General features: G+C 33.9%; 14 protein-coding genes. 6 read left to right on the top strand and 8 right to left on the bottom strand.

The features are described 5' to 3' along the window. Positions 1–16 precede the first annotated feature (16 nt). Positions 17–685: an HD domain-containing protein gene (locus A9G47_RS10600; RefSeq protein ID WP_065642842.1), complete on the top strand. Its 669-nt coding sequence runs from the start codon at positions 17–19 to the stop codon at positions 683–685. A 139-nt stretch (positions 686–824) separates the two neighbouring features. On the opposite strand, the gene A9G47_RS10595 is transcribed toward A9G47_RS10600, so the two are convergent. The 7 genes from A9G47_RS10595 to A9G47_RS10565 form a co-directional block, all read right to left on the bottom strand. Further along, complete coding sequence (locus A9G47_RS10595) at positions 825–1,748, bottom strand: AEC family transporter (RefSeq protein ID WP_065566946.1); 924 nt, start codon at positions 1,746–1,748, stop codon at positions 825–827. A gap of 20 nt (positions 1,749–1,768) precedes the next feature. After that, a complete protein-coding gene (glnD, locus tag A9G47_RS10590; RefSeq protein WP_065642841.1) occupies positions 1,769–4,423 on the bottom strand; it encodes a bifunctional uridylyltransferase/uridylyl-removing protein GlnD in 2,655 nt (884 codons plus the stop codon). 179 nt (positions 4,424–4,602) lie between these two features. Beyond that, positions 4,603–5,733 (bottom strand): class Ia ribonucleoside-diphosphate reductase subunit beta, encoded by a 1,131-nt coding sequence (gene nrdB, locus A9G47_RS10585; RefSeq protein ID WP_065567545.1) that lies wholly within the window; start codon positions 5,731–5,733, stop codon positions 4,603–4,605. A gap of 121 nt (positions 5,734–5,854) precedes the next feature. After that, on the bottom strand, positions 5,855–8,140 hold the full coding sequence (gene nrdA / locus A9G47_RS10580) for a class 1a ribonucleoside-diphosphate reductase subunit alpha (RefSeq protein ID WP_065567543.1): 2,286 nt from the start codon (positions 8,138–8,140) through the stop codon (positions 5,855–5,857). A 990-nt stretch (positions 8,141–9,130) separates the two neighbouring features. Then, positions 9,131–10,486, bottom strand: a complete 1,356-nt coding sequence (locus A9G47_RS10575) for a hypothetical protein (protein WP_065567542.1) — start codon at positions 10,484–10,486, stop codon at positions 9,131–9,133. Positions 10,487–10,861: 375 nt separating this feature from the next. Continuing rightward, positions 10,862–12,250 carry a hypothetical protein gene (locus tag A9G47_RS10570; protein ID WP_065642840.1) on the bottom strand — a complete coding sequence of 463 codons (1,389 nt, stop codon included), beginning with the start codon at positions 12,248–12,250 and terminating at the stop codon, positions 10,862–10,864. Between the two features lie 265 nt (positions 12,251–12,515). After that, on the bottom strand, positions 12,516–13,850 hold the full coding sequence (locus tag A9G47_RS10565; protein ID WP_141673706.1) for a replication-associated recombination protein A: 1,335 nt from the start codon (positions 13,848–13,850) through the stop codon (positions 12,516–12,518). 189 nt (positions 13,851–14,039) lie between these two features. Here A9G47_RS10565 and lolA point away from each other — a divergent pair, with 189 nt between their 5' ends. The 4 genes from lolA to A9G47_RS10545 all read left to right on the top strand — a co-directional run bounded on the left by lolA (position 14,040) and on the right by A9G47_RS10545 (position 18,399). Further along, positions 14,040–14,636, top strand: a complete 597-nt coding sequence (lolA, locus tag A9G47_RS10560) for an outer membrane lipoprotein chaperone LolA (protein ID WP_065642839.1) — start codon at positions 14,040–14,042, stop codon at positions 14,634–14,636. 328 nt (positions 14,637–14,964) lie between these two features. Beyond that, positions 14,965–16,209 (top strand): oligosaccharide MFS transporter, encoded by a 1,245-nt coding sequence (locus A9G47_RS10555; protein ID WP_065579607.1) that lies wholly within the window; start codon positions 14,965–14,967, stop codon positions 16,207–16,209. A 52-nt stretch (positions 16,210–16,261) separates the two neighbouring features. After that, positions 16,262–17,380, top strand: a complete 1,119-nt coding sequence (locus tag A9G47_RS10550) for a glycoside hydrolase family 172 protein (protein WP_065567605.1) — start codon at positions 16,262–16,264, stop codon at positions 17,378–17,380. A 20-nt stretch (positions 17,381–17,400) separates the two neighbouring features. Further along, complete coding sequence (locus A9G47_RS10545) at positions 17,401–18,399, top strand: substrate-binding domain-containing protein (protein ID WP_065567606.1); 999 nt, start codon at positions 17,401–17,403, stop codon at positions 18,397–18,399. Positions 18,400–18,415: 16 nt separating this feature from the next. Here A9G47_RS10545 and smpB read toward each other — a convergent pair whose 3' ends face one another. Beyond that, positions 18,416–18,898, bottom strand: coding sequence for an SsrA-binding protein SmpB (gene smpB / locus A9G47_RS10540; RefSeq protein WP_065567607.1), 483 nt, complete (start codon positions 18,896–18,898; stop codon positions 18,416–18,418). Positions 18,899–18,965: 67 nt separating this feature from the next. Here smpB and A9G47_RS10535 point away from each other — a divergent pair, with 67 nt between their 5' ends. Next, positions 18,966–19,394, top strand: a complete 429-nt coding sequence (locus A9G47_RS10535; protein ID WP_065567608.1) for a type II toxin-antitoxin system RatA family toxin — start codon at positions 18,966–18,968, stop codon at positions 19,392–19,394. Position 19,395: the final 1 nt, after the last annotated feature.

Genomic DNA, 19,395 nt, shown 5'->3' with positions numbered 1-19,395 from the left:
ATGTCCCTATAATATTATGAATAATAAAACAAATAAATATAAACAGGGCGTGATTCAAGCCATACAAGCTTTTGTTAAACAAAAATTAGCTAATGACTTTTCGGGGCATGATATGGCGCATATTGAGCGAGTAGTGAGATTGGCCGAGCAGATTTTACAGCATGAACCAAAAGCGAATGCGTTTATTGTGATTGTGAGTGCTTATTTGCATGACGTGATTGATGAAAAAGTCGTTGCTGATGTAAATCAAGCTGTAATTGAGTTGCGTGATTATTTAATATTACAGGCGTTAACCGATAACGAAATGAAAATGATCTTTGACATTATTGAAAATATGTCATATCGAAAAAATCTTAATCAAAAAAAAGAATTATCATTAGAAGGGCAAATTGTACAAGATGCCGATCGCTTAGACGCATTGGGTGCAATTGGCATTGGACGCACTTTTTATTATGGTGGTAATAAGCATAATATTATGTACGATCCAAATATTTCCCCCCGAATGGCGTTGGATGAAGATAATTATAAAAGACCTAATACAGTTATTAATCACTTTTATGAAAAACTTTTGTTGCTTAAAGATATGATGAATACCCAAACAGCTAAAAAATTAGCTGAGCCAAGGCATCAATTTTTAGTTCAGTTTATCGAACAATTCGAAAAAGAGTGGACAGGTAAGGAATAATTGCCCGCTATTCTATTGATTAAACAATAAGTAGGTTGTTGATAATGCTTTTAACTAGTCTAAAACCGCGTTTAGGCTTTTTTAAACTATTTAAAGGCTGGATTTACTAAGTTTGCTTGGTAAAGATTGGTAACGGCGCTTAAAAAGGTATTGGCGCGCCAACCAGTGTTAGTACAATAGGTAAAGTGATTAAGCTTAATAATGTGCTAACTAAGGTTGCGCTTGATACCAGTTCTGGGCGAGTATCAAATTGTACAGACATTAATGTGGTATTGGCAGCACTTGGCATTGCAGCTAATACAATTAATACTTGCTTATAAATTGGTAAAATAGGCATAAAATAAACTATACCACATGCAACCAAAGGTGAAATAACCATGCGGGTTAGCAATGAAAACAACAATTTTGGGTAATCAAGTTGTTTGATCTTTATTTTGGCTAGTTGCATTCCCAAAATAATCATAATCACAACAATTGAAGAATCACCAATCATAGCAATGGATGTCATTATTGATTTAGATAAAGGAATATGGCACAACTGAAAAATAATACCTAACAATGCCCCATAAGCAACTGGCATGCGAATAACTTTATTAATAACATCTTTTTGACTAACAATATCATTATGAGCACTGCCCTTTGCAGCGTAATAAATACCGACTGTGCTCATTACAAATTGTTGTAACACCATCATAATTACACCAAGATCAAATCCCACCGAACCAAAAAAAACCAAAAGTACAGGTGTACCGTAGTTGCCATTATTCATAAAGCATGCACTTAAAATCATAGCGCAACGCTCTTTAACTGAATATTTCATGAACAGCGACCAAATTGAGATGATAATGACTAATAAAAAACACAAGCCAAAAATATAACCAATATAAAATAGATAATCGGTAGTTAACGTATGGGTATAAAACGTTTTAAATGCCAAAAAGGGGGAAAGCACATAAAGTGACATTTTTGAAAGGTTGGCTACATCAAGTTTTAGTGCTTTTTGAGCGATGAACCCAACTATAAAAATACAAAAAATAGGAAATAAAATAATAAAAAATTGCATAAGCGATATCTTTAAGCTGATTAATTCATTGAATCAATAGTGGTTATTATTGATTCTCGTAATTGGTTACAAGTATTATCATCAAGCGCATTGTTATGTTTATCGGTTAAGATAAACAAATCTTCAATATGCTCACCAATAGTGGCAATTTTGGCACTCCTTAATGACAAATCTAAATTAGCAAATATTTCACCAACACAAGCAAGTAATCCTGGCATATCTAAGGCAATAAGTTCCATATAAGTTTGTCTTTCATTAAAGGCAGATAAGAAATTAACTTGTGTAGGTACAGAAAAAGATTGCAATCTTTTCTTTGGGGGTTTTATTTTCGCCTCTTGATAAACTGGTTGTTGTAGTGCTTTTTTTAGTGCGTTTATAATCCCTTGATGACGATCTTTTTGTATGGTTTGGCCATTAGGTTCTAATACAATAAACGTATCAAGAGCAAATCCTTTTTTATTTGTAATAATAAGTGCATCATGAATTGTTAAATTATGCATACTTAAAGTATTACAGACAGTGGCAAATAGATAAGGTCTATCGGGTGAATAAATAAAAACCTCACTACCACCATGATGTGAATTGAGATTAATTAACACTAGTGTTTGAGATAAATCATGATGTAATAGATGCTGAGCATGCCTTACAATTTGTTCTGTTGTATAACGTAAAAAATAATCTACCCGATAATCCAGCCAAAAATCGTTAATTTGCTGTTGATCATAATTTTCCGCAAGCAATATTGCTAGTGCTTCTTGTTTATGTTGGCGTGCAATACTGCGTTGTTCAGGAATTTGATGAATACCCGAGTCAAAGGAATGCATGGCAGTAAAATAAAGTTGGCGTATTAGGCTTTGCTTCCAGCTATTCCAAAGTGTTTCATTGGTTGCACAAACATCTGCTACTGTTAAACAAAGCAAATACTGTAAGCGACGTTTGCTTTTTACTTGTTGAATAAATCCTCGAATTACTGCTGGATCTTGTAAATCTTGGCTTTGAGCGGTAACAGACATCAGTAGGTGATAGCGTACTAACCAGCAAATTAAATCAATGTCTTTGGTTTCAAGTTCGTGCAACTGGCAAAATTTTTCAACAAGCTGTGCACCTATTTCAGAGTGATCGCCATGTCGGCCTTTACCGATATCATGAAATAAACCACTAATAATCAGTAGTTCCGGTTTAGATAATTTAGTAAACACAGTTGAACTATTAGGGTGCTTTCGCTTACCACTATCTGTTTTTAAGTTATCCAATTCAATTAGTAACCGAATCGTATGCTCATCAACCGTATAAGTATGAAAAAGATCAAACTGCATCATTCCAGCAATGTGCTTCCAATCTGGAATATAGGCGGCCAATATGCCATATTGATGCATGGGTAAAATAGCTTTTTTTATTGCATCGGGATGTTTGATAATCATCATAAATATTTGTCGAGATTTGGGATCTTCGCATAGCAAAGTACTTAATTTTCTTCTTGCCGAACGTAACTGCCTAATGGTATTTGAATAAAGCCCCGTGATTTGTGGATTAAGCAATATCGTATAAAAAAGCTGCATAATCATAACAGGATCTGTTTTAAAGAGATTATCATTTTTTATATCAATTAAGTTTTCTCTAATTTGGAAATGTTCATCAATATTATAAGGTTTATTTTTGGGGGGATGCTCAAGTATAGATTCATAAAACAGTTGTAATAACATCTGATTAAGTTCTGTAATATTGTGTGCAACTCGGTAATAGTCATGCATCATTTTTTCTACTGGCGTATTGCCCTCACCTTTGTAACCTAGCATGTTGGCAATACTAAGCTGGCGATCAAATAACAGACGATTATCATAACGTGAAATGACGCAATGAAGCGCAAAACGTATTCGCCATAAAAACTTACGACAAGTTTTAAAGTCTGCAATATCTTCATGGGTTAAATATTTGAAATCAGCCATTTTTTGTAAAAATTCACCACCAAAATGACGAATTGCTATCCATTGAATAGTTTGCATATCTCGCAAACCGCCAGGGCTATTTTTTAAATCAGGCTCAAGATTATAAGAGGTGCTATGATACTGTTTATGACGTTCTTGTTGCTCTTGGATTTTAGCCTTATAAAAAGCTCGAGAAGGCCAAATTTTATCGCTAAAAATTTGTTTGTGTAGCTCATCTAACAATAATTGATTGCCCGAAATAAGCCTTGATTCAATCAAATTGGTCATTATGGTAATGTCGTTTTTTGCTTCTTGTAAACAAATTCTTAATGTCCTAACACTATGTCCTATATCTAAATGTAAATCCCATAACAAACGAACTAAATCACTAATCTGTTTTTCAATCTCTTTTGCCAACGGATAATCACTTAAAATCAAAATATCAATATCCGATAAAGGATGTAATTCAGCGCGACCATAACCACCAACAGCGATTAAAGCAATACGATTACGTTTAAAAAAAGAAGATACATGTTTAGGAATTTGATAAAAACACCATAGGCGCTCAAGCAAACGATCAATAAATTGACTACGTAAATAGACTAATATATCAATATCAACTTGTTGCTCAAATTGAACCATAGACCATTGTTGAAAAGCTTCAAGTTGCTGTTTTAGATAGCTGATATTTATTTGGTCATCGCTAAAATTAAGAGGAGAGATAGGGTAACACAAATGTGTTTTAGTCATAGCTATATAATTAATATCAAGACAATTCAATAGCTATATCGTTACCTGATTTTAAATGTCTGTCAAGTGACAGTTGGAAGTAATCAATTCTTTAGCGACCGATATTATTTATAAAAAAGGAACAATAATTTGTTCCTTTTGTAAAAAGCTTTTAGGAGCTATACCATTTAGTATAAAAATTATAATTTGAAATCACTTAAATCATCTTCATTAATTTCAGAATCAATTTGTCCAACTAAATAAGAACTCATTTCCGCTTCTTGTGGAGCTACTTGGACATTATCAGATACGAGCCAGTTATTGATCCATGGAATTGGGTTTGATTTAGTATCAAATGGTAGTTTTAGCCCCACGGCTTGCATGCGAATATTAGTGATATATTCGACATATTGGCATAAGATATCTTTATTTAAACCGATCATTGAACCACCCTCAAACAGGTATTCGGCCCATTCTTTTTCTTGGTTAGCTGCTTGTAAAAATAGGTTATAACAATCTTGTTCGCACTCTTTGGCAATTTCGGCCATGTCAGGATCATCTTCACCACTGCGCAATGTGTTGATCATAAATTGTGTGCCGGTTAGATGTAGGGCTTCGTCACGTGCTATAAGTTTGATAATTTTTGCGTTGCCTTCCATTAGCTCACGTTCAGCAAAAGCAAATGAGCAAGCAAAACTGACATAAAAGCGGATGGCTTCAAGCGCATTTACACTCATTAAACAAAGATATAATTTCTTTTTGAGTTCTCGTAAGCTAATGGTGATGGTTTTATCATTAACATTGTGTTTACCTTCGCCAAGTAGATTGTAATAGCTGGCATAGCTGATAAGATCGTCATAATAACCTGCAATATCACCAGCACGTTTTTGAATTTCTTTATTCGTGACAATATCATCAAAAACAACAGAAGGATCGTTAACAATATTACGAATAATATGTGTGTATGATCGAGAATGTATCGTTTCTGAAAATGACCACGTTTCAACCCATGTTTCAAGCTCTGGAATTGAAATAAGTGGTAATAATGCAACATTGGGGCTACGTCCTTGAATGGAATCAAGCAACGTTTGATATTTTAAGTTACTAATAAAAATATGCTTTTCATGCTCTGGTAATGCAGCATAATCAATTCGGTCTTGAGAGATATCAACTTCTTCAGGGCGCCAAAAAAAGGACAGTTGTTTTTCAATTAATTTTTCAAACATTTCGTATTTTTGTTGATCATAACGAGCAACATTTACCGGTTGTCCAAGAAACATTGGCTCTTTTAGTTGATCATTGTGGACGTGTGAGAAGGTGCTGTAATTCATACTCATAATCGAACTCCTAACGAAATTGGGTAATTTTTCTTTAAACAAAAAGAAAAATAGGAATAGTATAGGATAACCGCTCAGTTATCCTATACTTTTATTTTAGTGCTGAATGAGGCAATTAGATTTTGCACGCTCCGCCTTCACAACCATCATCACTTGCTTTAAATTCAATATCGCCTTGAATATCTTCAGCGCCATCACGTGTATTATGATAATAAAGGGTTTTGACACCATATTTGTAAGCCGTGAGTAAATCAGCTAATAGTTGTTTCATCGGAACTTTATCATTCGGGAATTTGGTTGGATCATAATTAGTGTTCGCCGAAATAGATTGATCTATAAATTTCTGCATGATCCCCACTAATTGTAAATATCCAGTATTATTAGGGAGTTGCCAAAGTAGTTCGTAAAAGTTTTTTAGATTTTTATAGTCAGGTACCACTTGTTTTAAAATACCATCTTTAGAGGCTTTCACACTTATAAAACCACGTGGTGGTTCAATACCATTTGTTGCATTGGAAATTTGCGACGAGGTTTCAGATGGCATGAGTGCTGATAACGTGGAATTACGCAGTCCATAAGTTTTAATCGATTCTCGTAGTGATTCCCAATCATAGTGCAATGGTTCTTTAGTGATAGTATCTAAATCTTTTTTGTAAGTATCGATTGGTAAAATACCTTGAGCATAAGTTGTTTCGTTAAATAGTGGGCACGCCCCCTTTTCTTTAGCAAGGTTATTTGATGCTTTTAACAAATAATACTGCATGGCTTCAAAAGTACGATGAGTTAAGTTGTTGGCGCTGCCATCGGAATATTTCACCCCATGTTTTGCTAAATAATAAGCATAATTAATTACACCAATTCCTAATGTCCGACGGTTGATTGAAGAGTTTCGCGCAGCAGGAACTGGATAATTTTGGTAATCTAGTAGTGAATCAAGTGCGCGTACTGTTAAGTCAGCAAGTTCTTCAAAGTCATCTAATGATTCAATTTTGCCAAGGTTAAAGGCAGATAATGTGCAAAGCGCAATTTCACCTTTTTCATCATTGACATTATTAAGCGGTTTAGTTGGTAGCGCAATTTCCATACATAAATTAGACTGATGAACTGGCGCTACTTGAGCATTAAATGGGCTGTGCGTATTGCAATGATCAACGTTTTGAATATAAATTCGCCCTGTTGATGCGCGTTCTTGCATTAGTAATGCAAAGAGTTCAACGGATTTAACCACGCGTTTACGAATATTTACATCTTGTTCATATTGGTGATAAAGAGTTTCAAATTTATCTTGATCGGCAAAGAAAGCATCATAAAGCCCTGGTACGTCTGATGGGCTAAATAGTGTAATGTTTTCATTTTTAATTAAGCGTTGATACATTAGTTTGTTGATTTGTACGCCATAATCTAAATGGCGTACACGGTTTTCTTCAACACCACGATTATTACGTAAAACCAGTAAACTTTCGACTTCTAAATGCCAAATTGGGTAAAAAATGGTTGCTGCACCACCACGTACCCCGCCTTGTGAGCATGATTTAACAGCAGTTTGAAAATATTTATAAAATGGAATGCAACCAGTGTGGAAAGCTTCACCACCACGAATTGAACTGCCTAAAGCACGAATTCGCCCCGCATTTATGCCAATTCCAGCTCGTTGTGATACATATTTAACAATCGCACTTGCCGTTGCATTGATAGAATCTAAGCTATCATCACACTCAATTAATACACAAGAGCTAAATTGGCGAGTAGGTGTACGAACCCCTGCCATAATTGGTGTTGGCAATGAAATTTTAAAGGTAGATACCGCATCATAAAAGCGTTTAATATAGTTAAGGCGTGTTTCTTTCGGATAATTGGCAAATAAACAAGCCGCAACTAAAATATATAAAAATTGCGCGCTTTCATAAATCTCTCCAGTAACGCGATTTTGAACCAAATATTTACCTTCAAGCTGTTTAACCGCTGCATAGGAAAACGACATATCACGCCAGTGGTCAACAAACTTATCCATTTGTTCAAACTCCGCTTGCGTATAATCTTCAAGTAGATGCTTGTCGTAATGCTCACTACCAACCATTTTTTTCACGTGTTCGTAAAGTGCAGGTGGTGTAAATTGGTTATAAGCTTTTTTACGTAAATGAAAAATCGCTAAGCGTGCTGCTAAATACTGGTAATCAGGGGATTGTTGTGAAATCAGGTCAGCGGCTGCACGTATAATTGTTTCATGGATGTCTGATGTTCTAATTCCATCATAAAATTGGATATGAGAACGTAATTCAACTTGAGAAACGGAAACATTTTCTAGCCCTTCGGCTGCCCACGCAATGACTCGATGAATTTTGTCGAGATTGATTGGTTCTTTATTTCCATCTCGTTTGGTTACTAGTATTGATTTATTCATTCTTTCTATCCACTTAAATTGTAAAATTTATCGTAAGGTATAATAATTGATAATTATCAAAATATACAATATATAGTGCCTATTAATAAGTTTATTACTATATATAGTGTATTTATTAATCAACAACGTGGATTTTTTTAACTAAAATCAAGCGTGTTAGTTTTAAAATGTAAATTCAGCTTTTTGTTAAAAAAAGAGTAAAGATAGATATAAGTGGAAAAAGTGAAAATATCTCAACGATAAGAATTTCCTATGAATAGGTAGTTCTTGAATCTAGGAAAAACGATTAAGGTGTTACTATATAGCTATACATAATCCATTTTTGTTTTCAGATTCTCCTCTACAATAGTACTTAACATTATAGGTATGTCAATCACAATAATCATTGTTAGAGCCAACAATATATTGCCAAGCTTTTTTGGGTCAAGTGCATTTTTGGTATTGAATAACACTGTTACTACATCGTTGTTATTAGCGCTTGTAACCAGATCGTTACCTCGTTTTATTGATACAATATAGCTTTTAGCAAGCCCATTTTAAGCCAGAAGTAAGTCAAATTTAGTACTGTAAAAAGTTGTGGCTTGGAAGTTTTTGTTGAGTGTTTGTTCGATTGAATTAAAAAACCCTATTTATTATCCCATTAGTTTTCCTCACTATTTACTGCGCCAAGTGGTGCTAATTCTAGGCTAGCTTAACAAAAGGCGGTGTCTTTCAAGATGGTATACCTCTTTGCATGGTTGTATAATGATAGATTCGTTGGGATATTTATTATTATTTGGAAGTCCGTATTTTGAAAACAAAACTAAATCGGCAGATAACTTGATATTTATAAAGACTGTACATACCTTTTTGTGATAGTAAGCAGAATGTATCGGTCGATATTGGTGTAAACTCAACTAATTGTTTTTCTGCTTTGATAGAGAATGTTCAATATTTTCTGAATACTTGAATGTTATAAATTAAACCTTTTAGATGATTGAATTCAGGTATTTATTTAATAGCGGTGCAGATACCATTTTTGTATTCACTTTCTCCTCGGCAGTGATATATAGCATTGTAAGTATGTAGATCACAATATTCTTTTTCATTCGTATCATACAGCCAGATGCGCCTATAAATGTTACCTTGGTTTGGCGCTGCTGCCCAAGAATTAGGATAAGCATTTTGGTTTGGATCGCCCCATTCACCTAATAATGTGCCTATTTCTCGGGTAAATCTTGCATTTCTACCTTTTGGAGCATTGCTTACCTCATTTGCATAGCTTATGCGATAATTGCCGTTTAATTCTTTGCATCCTGAAACTATTTGTTCTGCACTTCCTCTATTGGCTCTTGGTTGGCCAATTAGGTTTTTATCCCAGCCACTGAACCATTTGGTAATAGTAAATGGGTACTCAATGGTCTTACCAGTAACTTTATTTTTTCCTTGAATGATAACGGTATATCCGTTATCAGAGTTCATAATAAGATCCCAGACCACTTTAGTGTTCATCACTTCTACAGTGTTAAATATGACCGTCACAGTATCAGCATTGCTAGAAATAGTCACAAGTTTATCTCCTTTTACGATCTTCCAAATGTAATGTTGAGCAAGCCCATTTTTTGCTAATAAGAGATCAAATTTTGCACCATAAAAAGCGGTTGTCGGGAAGTTCTTGCTTGCATCGATATTAGATTGAATTAAGAAGCCATAGTTTTTATTCCATTCATTTCTTGCACTAACTGCTGCTTGTGTGGGGGCAAGCTCAGGTTTTGCATAACATATACCTGTGTCTTCTAATATGGTATAAATTTTTGACGGGTGAGTGAGTATATTGCCATTTGGATATTCATTAGCCTTAGGTTCACCATACTTTGAAAATAATGTTAAATCAGCGGATATTTTTACTTTATAAGGCGCTAATTGTCCTTTCTGCGTTAATGAACAAAATGTCTCTTCGTCTGTTGGCGTAAATTCAGTTAATTGATTTGATGAATTTGTGTAATACCAGATCATTTTTACTTTTTCTTTTATGCCAAGATAATCTAGTTCATCACCATCAATATCTATATATTGCTCGTTATTTGGTTGTTTTAGTGGGGCTAGCTTTATGCGGTTTTTAAATGGATAGCTAATGGGTAATGTAGCACGGCTTATTTCATTGCCATAATAATTCTTGCTATCAATAGTTAAGCCAAAAAGGTCAAAATCATCAATATGCGCCTCAATTTTGTCAGTTAATCTCGGTTTGCTTCCTTCAATGGTCTGGGCTGTTTGAGCAGATAAAATAGCATAACTTACTGTTGTAAATTGCAATAGGTATATTGTACACACAATTGTTTTAAGATGCTTTTTAGCTATATTCATTATTATTTTTTCCATTATCTCTATTTAAAACAATCATTGTGGCTTTAATTTTAATTAAGATTTTTGGTTTAAAGTTCAGATAGGGAATGTTTAGCATAGGCGCTTTATTTTATATAAACAAATCGTTTAATACGATCAATTTAGGCCTTATAAATAGTTGATACCTATTTATAAATATTTTATTTATCGCTAAGATCTTTTATTTTCTGATGACAAATGTTTTTATAAAGATATCGTAACTATATAAAATCTGGTCTATTAGGTTGAAGAAAAGAAGGGGCTAAGCTGTTTTTTAGAAACTTTAAAAAAGCTTTTAAAAAACAGCTAGTATATAGATAAGTATATTTAACAAATTGGCATTTGATAAATGCTATATCATGGTTTGTTTACAGCAGTGCATACTCCATTTTTCTTCCCTGCTTCATCAATGCAATGATAGATAGCATCCCCATAAGTATGTAAATCACAGTACTTATTCACTTTAGTATCGTATAACCAAATACGTTTATAAGCAGCACCCTGAGCATTTTTTGCTGCCCATGAATTAGGGTAAGCTTCTTGTGAAGGTGTTCCCCACTCGCCAATTAAGGTGCCTATTTCACGAGTAAATTTGGTTTTGTTTTTGTTTTCACTTATTGCTGGAGCATTACTTAATTCGTTTGCATGACTAATACGATAATGCCCACCTAAGGATTCACATCCTTCTACAATTTCGGCTGCCGTACCGCTTAACGCAGCATTTGTGCCGACCTGTTTTTTGCTCCAACCAGCAAACCATTTAGTTAAGGTAAACTTGTATTCAATAATGTTATTTGTAGCAATATTCTTTCCTTCAATTATAACAGCATATCCTACACCAGAACCAATAACATGTTGCCAAGCTTTTTGAGGATTTTTAGCATCATTAGTATTAAATGAAATCGTTAATTTATCTTCTTTATTATTTGGTGTAATGGTAACAAGTTCTTTTCCTTTTACAATCTTCCATCTATAGTTCTTGATAAGGCCTTTTTGCGCTAATACCAGATCAAATTGTGCACCATAAAAAGCCGTTGTGGGAAAATTTTTAGCAGAATCAATATTAGATTGAATTAAAAAACCATTACTTTCATCCCATTGATTAGCAACACTCGCTTTTGCACCTTCAGGTTTTAGCTCTGGTTTTGCGTAACAGAACCCAGCATCAGAGCTTATCGTATAGGTTTTAGAGGGGTGTTTAGCCACTTTACTATTGGGATACTGGTTAGTAAATGGAGTTCCATATTTTGACGTTAATATTAAATCCCCTGATACTTTTATTTTATATGGACCAAATTTTCCTCCTTTTGCTAATGAGCAGAGCGTATCAGACTTTGTAGGTGTAAATTCTACTAGTTGTTTTTCTGTATCCGTATAATACCATATCATTTGCGGAGCGGATTGCGTTGCAAGATATCCTAATTCGTCACCATCAACATCAAGATATTCCTGCGTATCAGGTTGTCTTATTGGTGCTACTTTAATTTGATTTTTTAATGGATAAGCTGATGATATTGGAAGCCGTGTTACTTTGTTTCCATAATAATTTTCACCATCAACTGCTAACCCAAATAGCTCCAAATCTTCTATATTTTTTTCTATTTGTGGTGATAATGATGGTAAATCTCCCTCAATAACTTTACTCGTTTTGGCTGTTAGTTGAGCATAAATCTCTGCGCTAAAAAAGAAAGGGCTCAGCCCAAATACAATTTTATTAAAGTTTTTTTTATTGATTATTTTGCTCATATTGTTTTCTACTTATTATTTGGCCTATATTTAAAATTATCTTTTACCTATTTACCTTAAATTTTTATGAAAACTTTATTATTAATATTATTTATTTCTATAGTATATACAAATTAATAACAAGCAAAATAATTGTTATTTCCTATTTTATAATTAGTTAAGATCTTTCGAAAGATTTTTATATTTGTTTATAGGATAGAAGAGCTAATTAAATATTTAAGTAATTAGGGCTATAAGTGTGAGGCAATAAAAATAGAACACCAGATTAGCTATTTTGTTTAGATTTGTAGCGTTGTAAGGTGCTTGTGCGATTTTGTTCTTCTATCCATGCTAGTTTATTAGCATAATTTTTTTCCGCACCACGCATTGTTGGATGGTAATATTTTGTATCAGCCATTTCAGGGGGAAAATAGTTTTCTCCCGCAGCAAAGGCATTCGGCTCATTATGAGCATAACGATATTGCGCACCATAACCTAAATTTTTCATTAAATTAGTTGGTGCATTGCGTAAATGCTCAGGAACATCATAGTCTGCTTTAGATTGGGCATCATTCATTGCTTGATTAAAAGCAAGATAAACAGCATTGCTTTTAGGAGCACAAGCCAGATAGACGATGGCTTGTGCAATTGCGCGTTCCCCTTCGGCTGGGCCAACACGTGTAAAACAGTCCCATGCAGCGAGTGCTACTTGCATTGCTCTTGGGTCGGCATTACCGACATCCTCTGATGCAATAGCAAGTAATCGGCGTGCGACATAAAGGGGATCTCCTCCTGCTGAAATGATTCTTGCATACCAATAAAGTGCCGCATCAGGGGCCGATCCTCGAATAGATTTATGTACAGCTGAAATTAAATCGTAAAAACGATCACCTTGATTATCAAACCTAGCACTTCTTTCTCCCATTATTTCTTTTAGTAATTCGGAAGTAAGCGCTTTCCCATCAGACATATCAACCAACAATTCAAGCGTATTTAGTGCTCGCCGTGCATCACCATTCACAAATTCAGCGATTTGTTTTTGGGTTTCTTCTGGTAAAACAATATTTTGTTTACCATATCCACGATCATCATCATTTATTGCTTGCTGCAAAATATCAATAATATTTTGATTTGATAGCGATTTAAGTAGATAAATTCGTGCACGAGATAAAAGTGCTGAATTTAATTCAAATGAAGGGTTTTCAGTTGTAGCACCAATAAATGTCACAGTTCCATCTTCGACATAAGGTAAAAATGCATCTTGTTGGCTTTTATTAAAGCGATGGACTTCGTCAACAAATAAGATAGTGCGAATGCCTGACTGTTGGTTGATTTTAGCCCGCTCAATGGCTTGGCGAATATCTTTGATGCCAGAAGTTACAGCAGATAAACGTTCAACTTTTGCGTTCGCATGATGAGCAATAATTTCAGCAAGTGTGGTTTTACCTGTACCAGGTGGTCCCCATAAAATCATTGAATGTAAATTACCCGCTTCAATGGCTTTTGAAAGTGGTTTTTCTTTTCCTAATAAATGTGTTTGCCCAATGTATTGTGATAAGATCCGTGGGCGCATTCTTGCTGCTAAAGGCTTAAATTCATCAGTTGTAAATTCAAAAGACATACTAGGCATGATACACTGTATCCATTCTTCGCGATATTAAACGTATTATATACTTGTTAATCAATAAGTGAAAAAGAAAATAGCTTTCCGCATAAATCGAAAAAAGCTAATATTCTCACTTAAATTTAGTTTTTTAACAGTTTTTTTAGAATACAGTTATTTTCTAGGACTCAAACATAAGGATTTATCATGAAAAAATTTTTATTATTAATTGGGTTATTGGTTAGTATGTCGTCAGCATGGGCAAACGATAAAGAAGTATTACAACAACGCCTAGATAAAATTGATGGCTTTTATGCACAGTTTTCACAGGATGTAAAAACTGCCGATAATCAACTTGTTCAACAAGGAAAAGGCGATTTATGGGTAACAAGGCCTTATTATTTTAATTGGACAATGAATGACCCTGATGTAACATCAATTATCTCAGATGGTGAAAATCTTTGGGTTTATACGCCAGCAGTTGAACAAGTGAGTGTCATGAGTTTGAAAAAAGCCGTTGATAATCGTTTAATGTTACTTATTTCTGATAACCATAATCCGATTTGGAATGCTTATAATGTAACACGTAAGCAGAATTCATTTACACTTAAACCCACAGATGGTTCTAATCAAGACTTTGTCATTTCAGTTTTACCAACTGGCATGATCTCAAATTTTACGATAATTGAAGAAGATGGTCAGCGTAGTTTTTATGACTTGTCTCACCAAGTGTTAGGTAAAGTTGATTTAAATAAATTTAAATTTACCCCACCAACAGGGGTTACTATTGATGATCAACGTTAGCCTATTATGACATCACGGAATGTGTCAATGCGTAATATATTAGCGTTATTTTGTATATAAAATAACGCTAATAAGATCATAAAAATTTTTCCTATCGGCTTATATCAAAATTTAGTCAAATATAATGTTTTATTTCTTTCTATAAAATTTTTACTCCTTTTTTTTAACCTATTATTTTTTTACAAATAAAGTTGTCCACAATAATTTTTCTTATCTAAGTTAATAAAATAATTTTGATGTTGATCACATTTATCCAATAAACCTTTTAAAGCTAAATTTTTAGCTCTGCATACTCAATTGCAGTAGTTCACTCTTTATAGGATAAATTATGACAACTGCATTTTATAACAAGCCAACTTATTGGTTCGCTTCCTGTTACAGTTTTATGTATTACGCTGCAGGTAGTTTTGTTTTTTCTTTTTATGCCATATGGTTAAGCAAAGAAATTGGTTTAACCGCAAAACAAACTGGTATTATCTATTCATTTAACTATTTTATTTCACTAATTATTATGATTGTATATGGTGTTTATCAGGATAAATTAGTTCTGAAAAAACATCTTGTCTGGTTTCAAAGTATCATTATTACTTGTGCTGCTCCTGCATTAATTTATGTTTATGAACCTCTATTACGGCATAGTTTTTATATCGGCGTTATTTTTGGTAGTTTCTTTTTGGGGTTTGGTTGGGTTGCTGGAATGGGGTTAATTGACTCCTATTGTGAAAAAATTAGCCGAGCATTTGGATTTGAATTTGGTCAATGTCGCACTTGGGGGTGTATTGCTTATGCTGTAGGTACTTTTATTGCTGGTATTTTGATTAGCATAAATCCTCATTTGAATTTCTGGGCTGCATCAGTCGTAGGAATCTGTTTTATGATTCTAAATTTTAATTTTAAACCAGATTTAAGCAAATCATCAGAAGCGATTTTTCAGAAAAAGGACAAATTAAGTTTTAACGAAATTATGTCTGTCTTTGCGCTAAAAAAATTCTGGATATTTGTTGTTTATGTGCTTGGTACCTATAGTCTTTATAATATCTATGATCAGCAATTGTTTCCTGTTTATTTTACTCAGCAATTTGAAGATGTAAATGATGGCTATCGCTTATATGGTATCTTGAACTCGTTTCAAGTTTTTCTAGAAGCTGCTGTAATGTTTTGTGTGCCATTTGTTGTAAATCGTGTTGGGGCAAAAAATGCTTTGATTTTTGCGGCATTTATTTCAGCTTCTCGCATCTTCCTCACAGGGCATGTTAGTAGTATTGCCATTATTTCAATCATTAAGCTTATGCACTGTTTAGAAATTTCTACCATTTTAGTTTCCGTATTTAAATATATTGATATTAATTTTAATGCTCGTCTTTCAGCAACCGTCTTTTTAATCGGTTATCAGGTTGCAGGCTCTGTTGGTGTTATTTTGTTTTCTACTCTTGTCGGTGATTTTTACGATACCAATGGTGCATCAACAACATTTAATCATCTTGGGTTAGTCGTTTTAGGATTTATGATTTTTGCTATTTTCTTTTTATGCGGTGATAAAAAAGCAAAATACATAAATAAAAAAATTATTTAAATATAAATAGTTTTAACAAATTGCATTTTATAAACGTTAGTAAGGATTGATAATGAACATATATAATTCAGTAACACAATTTCACTTTGAACAGACTAGAACCATTTCGCCAGAAAATATGACAGGAGAAAAAGGTAAATCTTGCATGAAAGCAAGCATTTTAGGTCCAAGCCGTAAAGGACAGGGATGCATTTCAATTCCTGCTGGTAAAACAGTCACTATTGCCGAAATTTCAGGACCTGCAGAAATTCGTCATATGTGGTTTACCTTAACTGATAGAACACATTGCGGTAGTTTTGTGTTACGTGATGTTGTTATTCGCATTTACTGGGATGATGAATCAGTGCCATCAGTCGAAAGCCCGATTGGTGATTTCTTTTGTAATGGCTTTGGGGCAAGATGTGATATTAATTCAATGCCAATCGTAGTTAATCCTACAGGGGGATTTAATAGTTATTTTAGAATGCCATTTAATAAAAAAGCGAGAATTGAAATTCAAAATGAACATGAAGCTGATCTACAGCATTTCTTCTTTACTATTAATTATGCCTTAATGCCAAAACCATTTGAGGCTCCACTTTATTTTCATGCTCAATGGCGTAGGCAACGAGTAACTAATTATGCCGAAGATTATGTGCTATTAGATAATATCGAAGGACATGGTTATTATGTCGGTACTTACTTAGCTCTAACCGCTTTGGAACGTTACTGGTGGGGAGAAGGAGAGTTTAAGTTTTACCTTGATGATGATAGCGAATATCCAACTCAACATTCAACAGGATCTGAAGATTATTTTGGTGGAGCATGGGCATTTCATAATCGTGATAGCCAAGGTCGCCCATCAGCTAAGTGCTTCCAAACGTTATTTATGGGGTATCCTTATCAAACTAAACGTGATGCAACTCGTGACTTTTTTCAAACAGGGGACGCTAATCCTGTACACGGTTTTGGTGATGATGCTCTACCAATGCATGGGCTATATCGTTGGCATTTACCTGATCCCATTGCATTTCACAAAAATATTAAACTTGCATTTCAACAAATAGGTAACGATGATATAAGATTATATGAGCGTTGTGACGATATTGCTAGTGTTGCGTATTGGTACCAAAACCCTTCGGCTAATAGCAACCCAATATTTCCTAATAAACAACTACGCACTCCTCGTTAATATATAAAGGAGATAGTGCTATGGCGAGTAATAAATTAAAAATCAATGATATTGCTCGTTTGGCTGGCGTGTCGGCAACGACCGTCAGCCATATTTTTAATAAACGAGATAAAAAATATCGCATTTCAACACAAACACGGCAACGTGTTCTATCCATTGCAGAACAGTACAGTGATCAAGCCCATATTCGCCAATATCTGGTTAAAGCAAATAGTACGGATACCATAGGCGTGATAGTTCCAGACATGTCTAATTCTTTTTTTTCTATGTTTCTGCACTATTTAGAATCTTCATTTAGGCAAAAAAACATACAATTATTAATAACTTGTAGTCATTATAATAAAGAAATAGAAATTAAAGTGGCACAAAACTTAGTTGAACGAAAAGTTGATGCTATGATCGTTGTTACTTCATTAAATAGTGATGAGTTTTATGTTGATATTAATCAAAATACGCCAGTATTGTTTTTCGATCGTTATATTAAAGATACTTCATTGCCGTTTATCACGAGTGAATCATTACACTCTGTTGCAGAGTTAATTTATCCATATGCTAAACAATTAGACGAATTTTATTTCATTGGATGTGATACACAATTAACTTCAATAGAAGCCAGATTGCAAGGCTTTAAAAAAGGTCTTCAACAGGTTGGATTAAGCGTTAACTCACAATGGTTAGTGAGTGATGACTATTGTCCCAATAAAGGATATGAATTACTCAAACAGCTTCACAAAAAATTAGGACGACTGCCAAAGGCTATTTTTACTCCTTCATGTAATATATTACAAGAAGTGCTTAGCTATTTAGTGGAAGTGGAAGTTAAACCACAACAAATCTATTTATGTTCTTATGATTATAATATTTATCTGAATTATTCTTACTATCCAATTGATACTATTGCTCAAGATTTTCAAAGCATGGCTTACACTTGTGTCGATGTAATTGATGCTCTACTTAAATTCAAAGAATTAAAAAACAAAGCTTTTTTTATCAAACCACAAATTATACGCCACCGTTAGAGCGATGCTCATATTATTAACGGTTAGCGTTTTTCATAATCCGTGCTTTGTCAACTTGCCACTGACGCTCTTTAATATCTGTGCGTTTGTCGTACTCTTTTTTACCCTTGGCAACACCAATTTTTACTTTTGCCCAAGCGTTTTTCCAATAAAGCGAAAGGGCAACAACCGTATAACCTTGGCGATTAATTTGACCAAATAAGGAATTAAGCTCTCTTTCGTTTAATAATAATTTTCGATTACGCATAGGTTCGCATACAACATGAGTTGATGCGACATTAAGTGGTGTAATAGTAGCCCCAAATAACCATGCTTCACCGTCTTTAAGCAAAACATAACTATCACTAATATTTGCTTTTCCCGCACGTAGTGATTTCACTTCCCAACCTTGCAGAGATAAGCCCGCCTCAATTTCCTCTTCAATAAAGTACTCATGGCGTGCGCGTTTATTTAAAGCTATAGTTGCCGCACCCGGCTTGTGTAATTTTTTCTTAGTCATAATATGCTATATTATAGAGTTACATGATATTATATGCTACTAATTTTATTTTTTTATTTAATTTCTTATGGCACATGTTTTTCGTGAGGTTATTGAACCTTATTCTATAGAACAAATGTTTAGTTTAGTCAATGATATTACCAAATATCCCGAATTTGTTCCCGATTGTATCGCAACTGGTATTATTAGCAAACAAGATAATACGTTGACTGCGTTTATTGAAGTTGAAAAATTAGGCTTTAAAAAAGCTTTTACTACAATAAATTTAATTAATCAACCACATTCTATTGATATTAAATTGCTTGAAGGACCATTTAAATACCTGTCGGGAAAATGGCAATTTACTTCAATAAGTGAAAGTCAAAGTAAAATTAGTTTTAGCTTAGATTTTGAGTTTAAAAATAAGTTATTAGATATTGCTTTTACTCCCATATTTAAAGAGTTGATGACTAATATGGTCAATGCGTTTTCACAAAGAGCAAGGCAAATATATTAAA

Origin of the sequence: Gilliamella sp. WF3-4 (genome assembly GCF_001690275.1) — a bacterium.
GTDB lineage: Bacteria > Pseudomonadota > Gammaproteobacteria > Enterobacterales > Orbaceae > Gilliamella > Gilliamella apicola_C.
This window is presented reverse-complemented; position numbering and strand designations above follow the sequence as displayed.

Excerpts from the sequence above, each read along its gene's own strand:
- A9G47_RS10600 (WP_065642842.1), top strand. The coding sequence starts at position 17 with ATGAATAATAAAACAAATAAATATAAACAGGGCGTGATTCAAGCCATA.
- A9G47_RS10595 (WP_065566946.1), bottom strand. The coding sequence starts at position 1,748 with ATGCAATTTTTTATTATTTTATTTCCTATTTTTTGTATTTTTATAGTT.
- glnD (WP_065642841.1), bottom strand. The coding sequence starts at position 4,423 with ATGACTAAAACACATTTGTGTTACCCTATCTCTCCTCTTAATTTTAGC.
- nrdB (WP_065567545.1), bottom strand. The coding sequence starts at position 5,733 with ATGAATTACAGCACCTTCTCACACGTCCACAATGATCAACTAAAAGAG.
- nrdA (WP_065567543.1), bottom strand. The coding sequence starts at position 8,140 with ATGAATAAATCAATACTAGTAACCAAACGAGATGGAAATAAAGAACCA.
- A9G47_RS10575 (WP_065567542.1), bottom strand. The coding sequence starts at position 10,486 with ATGAATATAGCTAAAAAGCATCTTAAAACAATTGTGTGTACAATATAC.
- A9G47_RS10570 (WP_065642840.1), bottom strand. The coding sequence starts at position 12,250 with ATGAGCAAAATAATCAATAAAAAAAACTTTAATAAAATTGTATTTGGG.
- A9G47_RS10565 (WP_141673706.1), bottom strand. The coding sequence starts at position 13,850 with ATGTCTTTTGAATTTACAACTGATGAATTTAAGCCTTTAGCAGCAAGA.
- lolA (WP_065642839.1), top strand. The coding sequence starts at position 14,040 with ATGAAAAAATTTTTATTATTAATTGGGTTATTGGTTAGTATGTCGTCA.
- A9G47_RS10555 (WP_065579607.1), top strand. The coding sequence starts at position 14,965 with ATGACAACTGCATTTTATAACAAGCCAACTTATTGGTTCGCTTCCTGT.
- A9G47_RS10550 (WP_065567605.1), top strand. The coding sequence starts at position 16,262 with ATGAACATATATAATTCAGTAACACAATTTCACTTTGAACAGACTAGA.
- A9G47_RS10545 (WP_065567606.1), top strand. The coding sequence starts at position 17,401 with ATGGCGAGTAATAAATTAAAAATCAATGATATTGCTCGTTTGGCTGGC.
- smpB (WP_065567607.1), bottom strand. The coding sequence starts at position 18,898 with ATGACTAAGAAAAAATTACACAAGCCGGGTGCGGCAACTATAGCTTTA.
- A9G47_RS10535 (WP_065567608.1), top strand. The coding sequence starts at position 18,966 with ATGGCACATGTTTTTCGTGAGGTTATTGAACCTTATTCTATAGAACAA.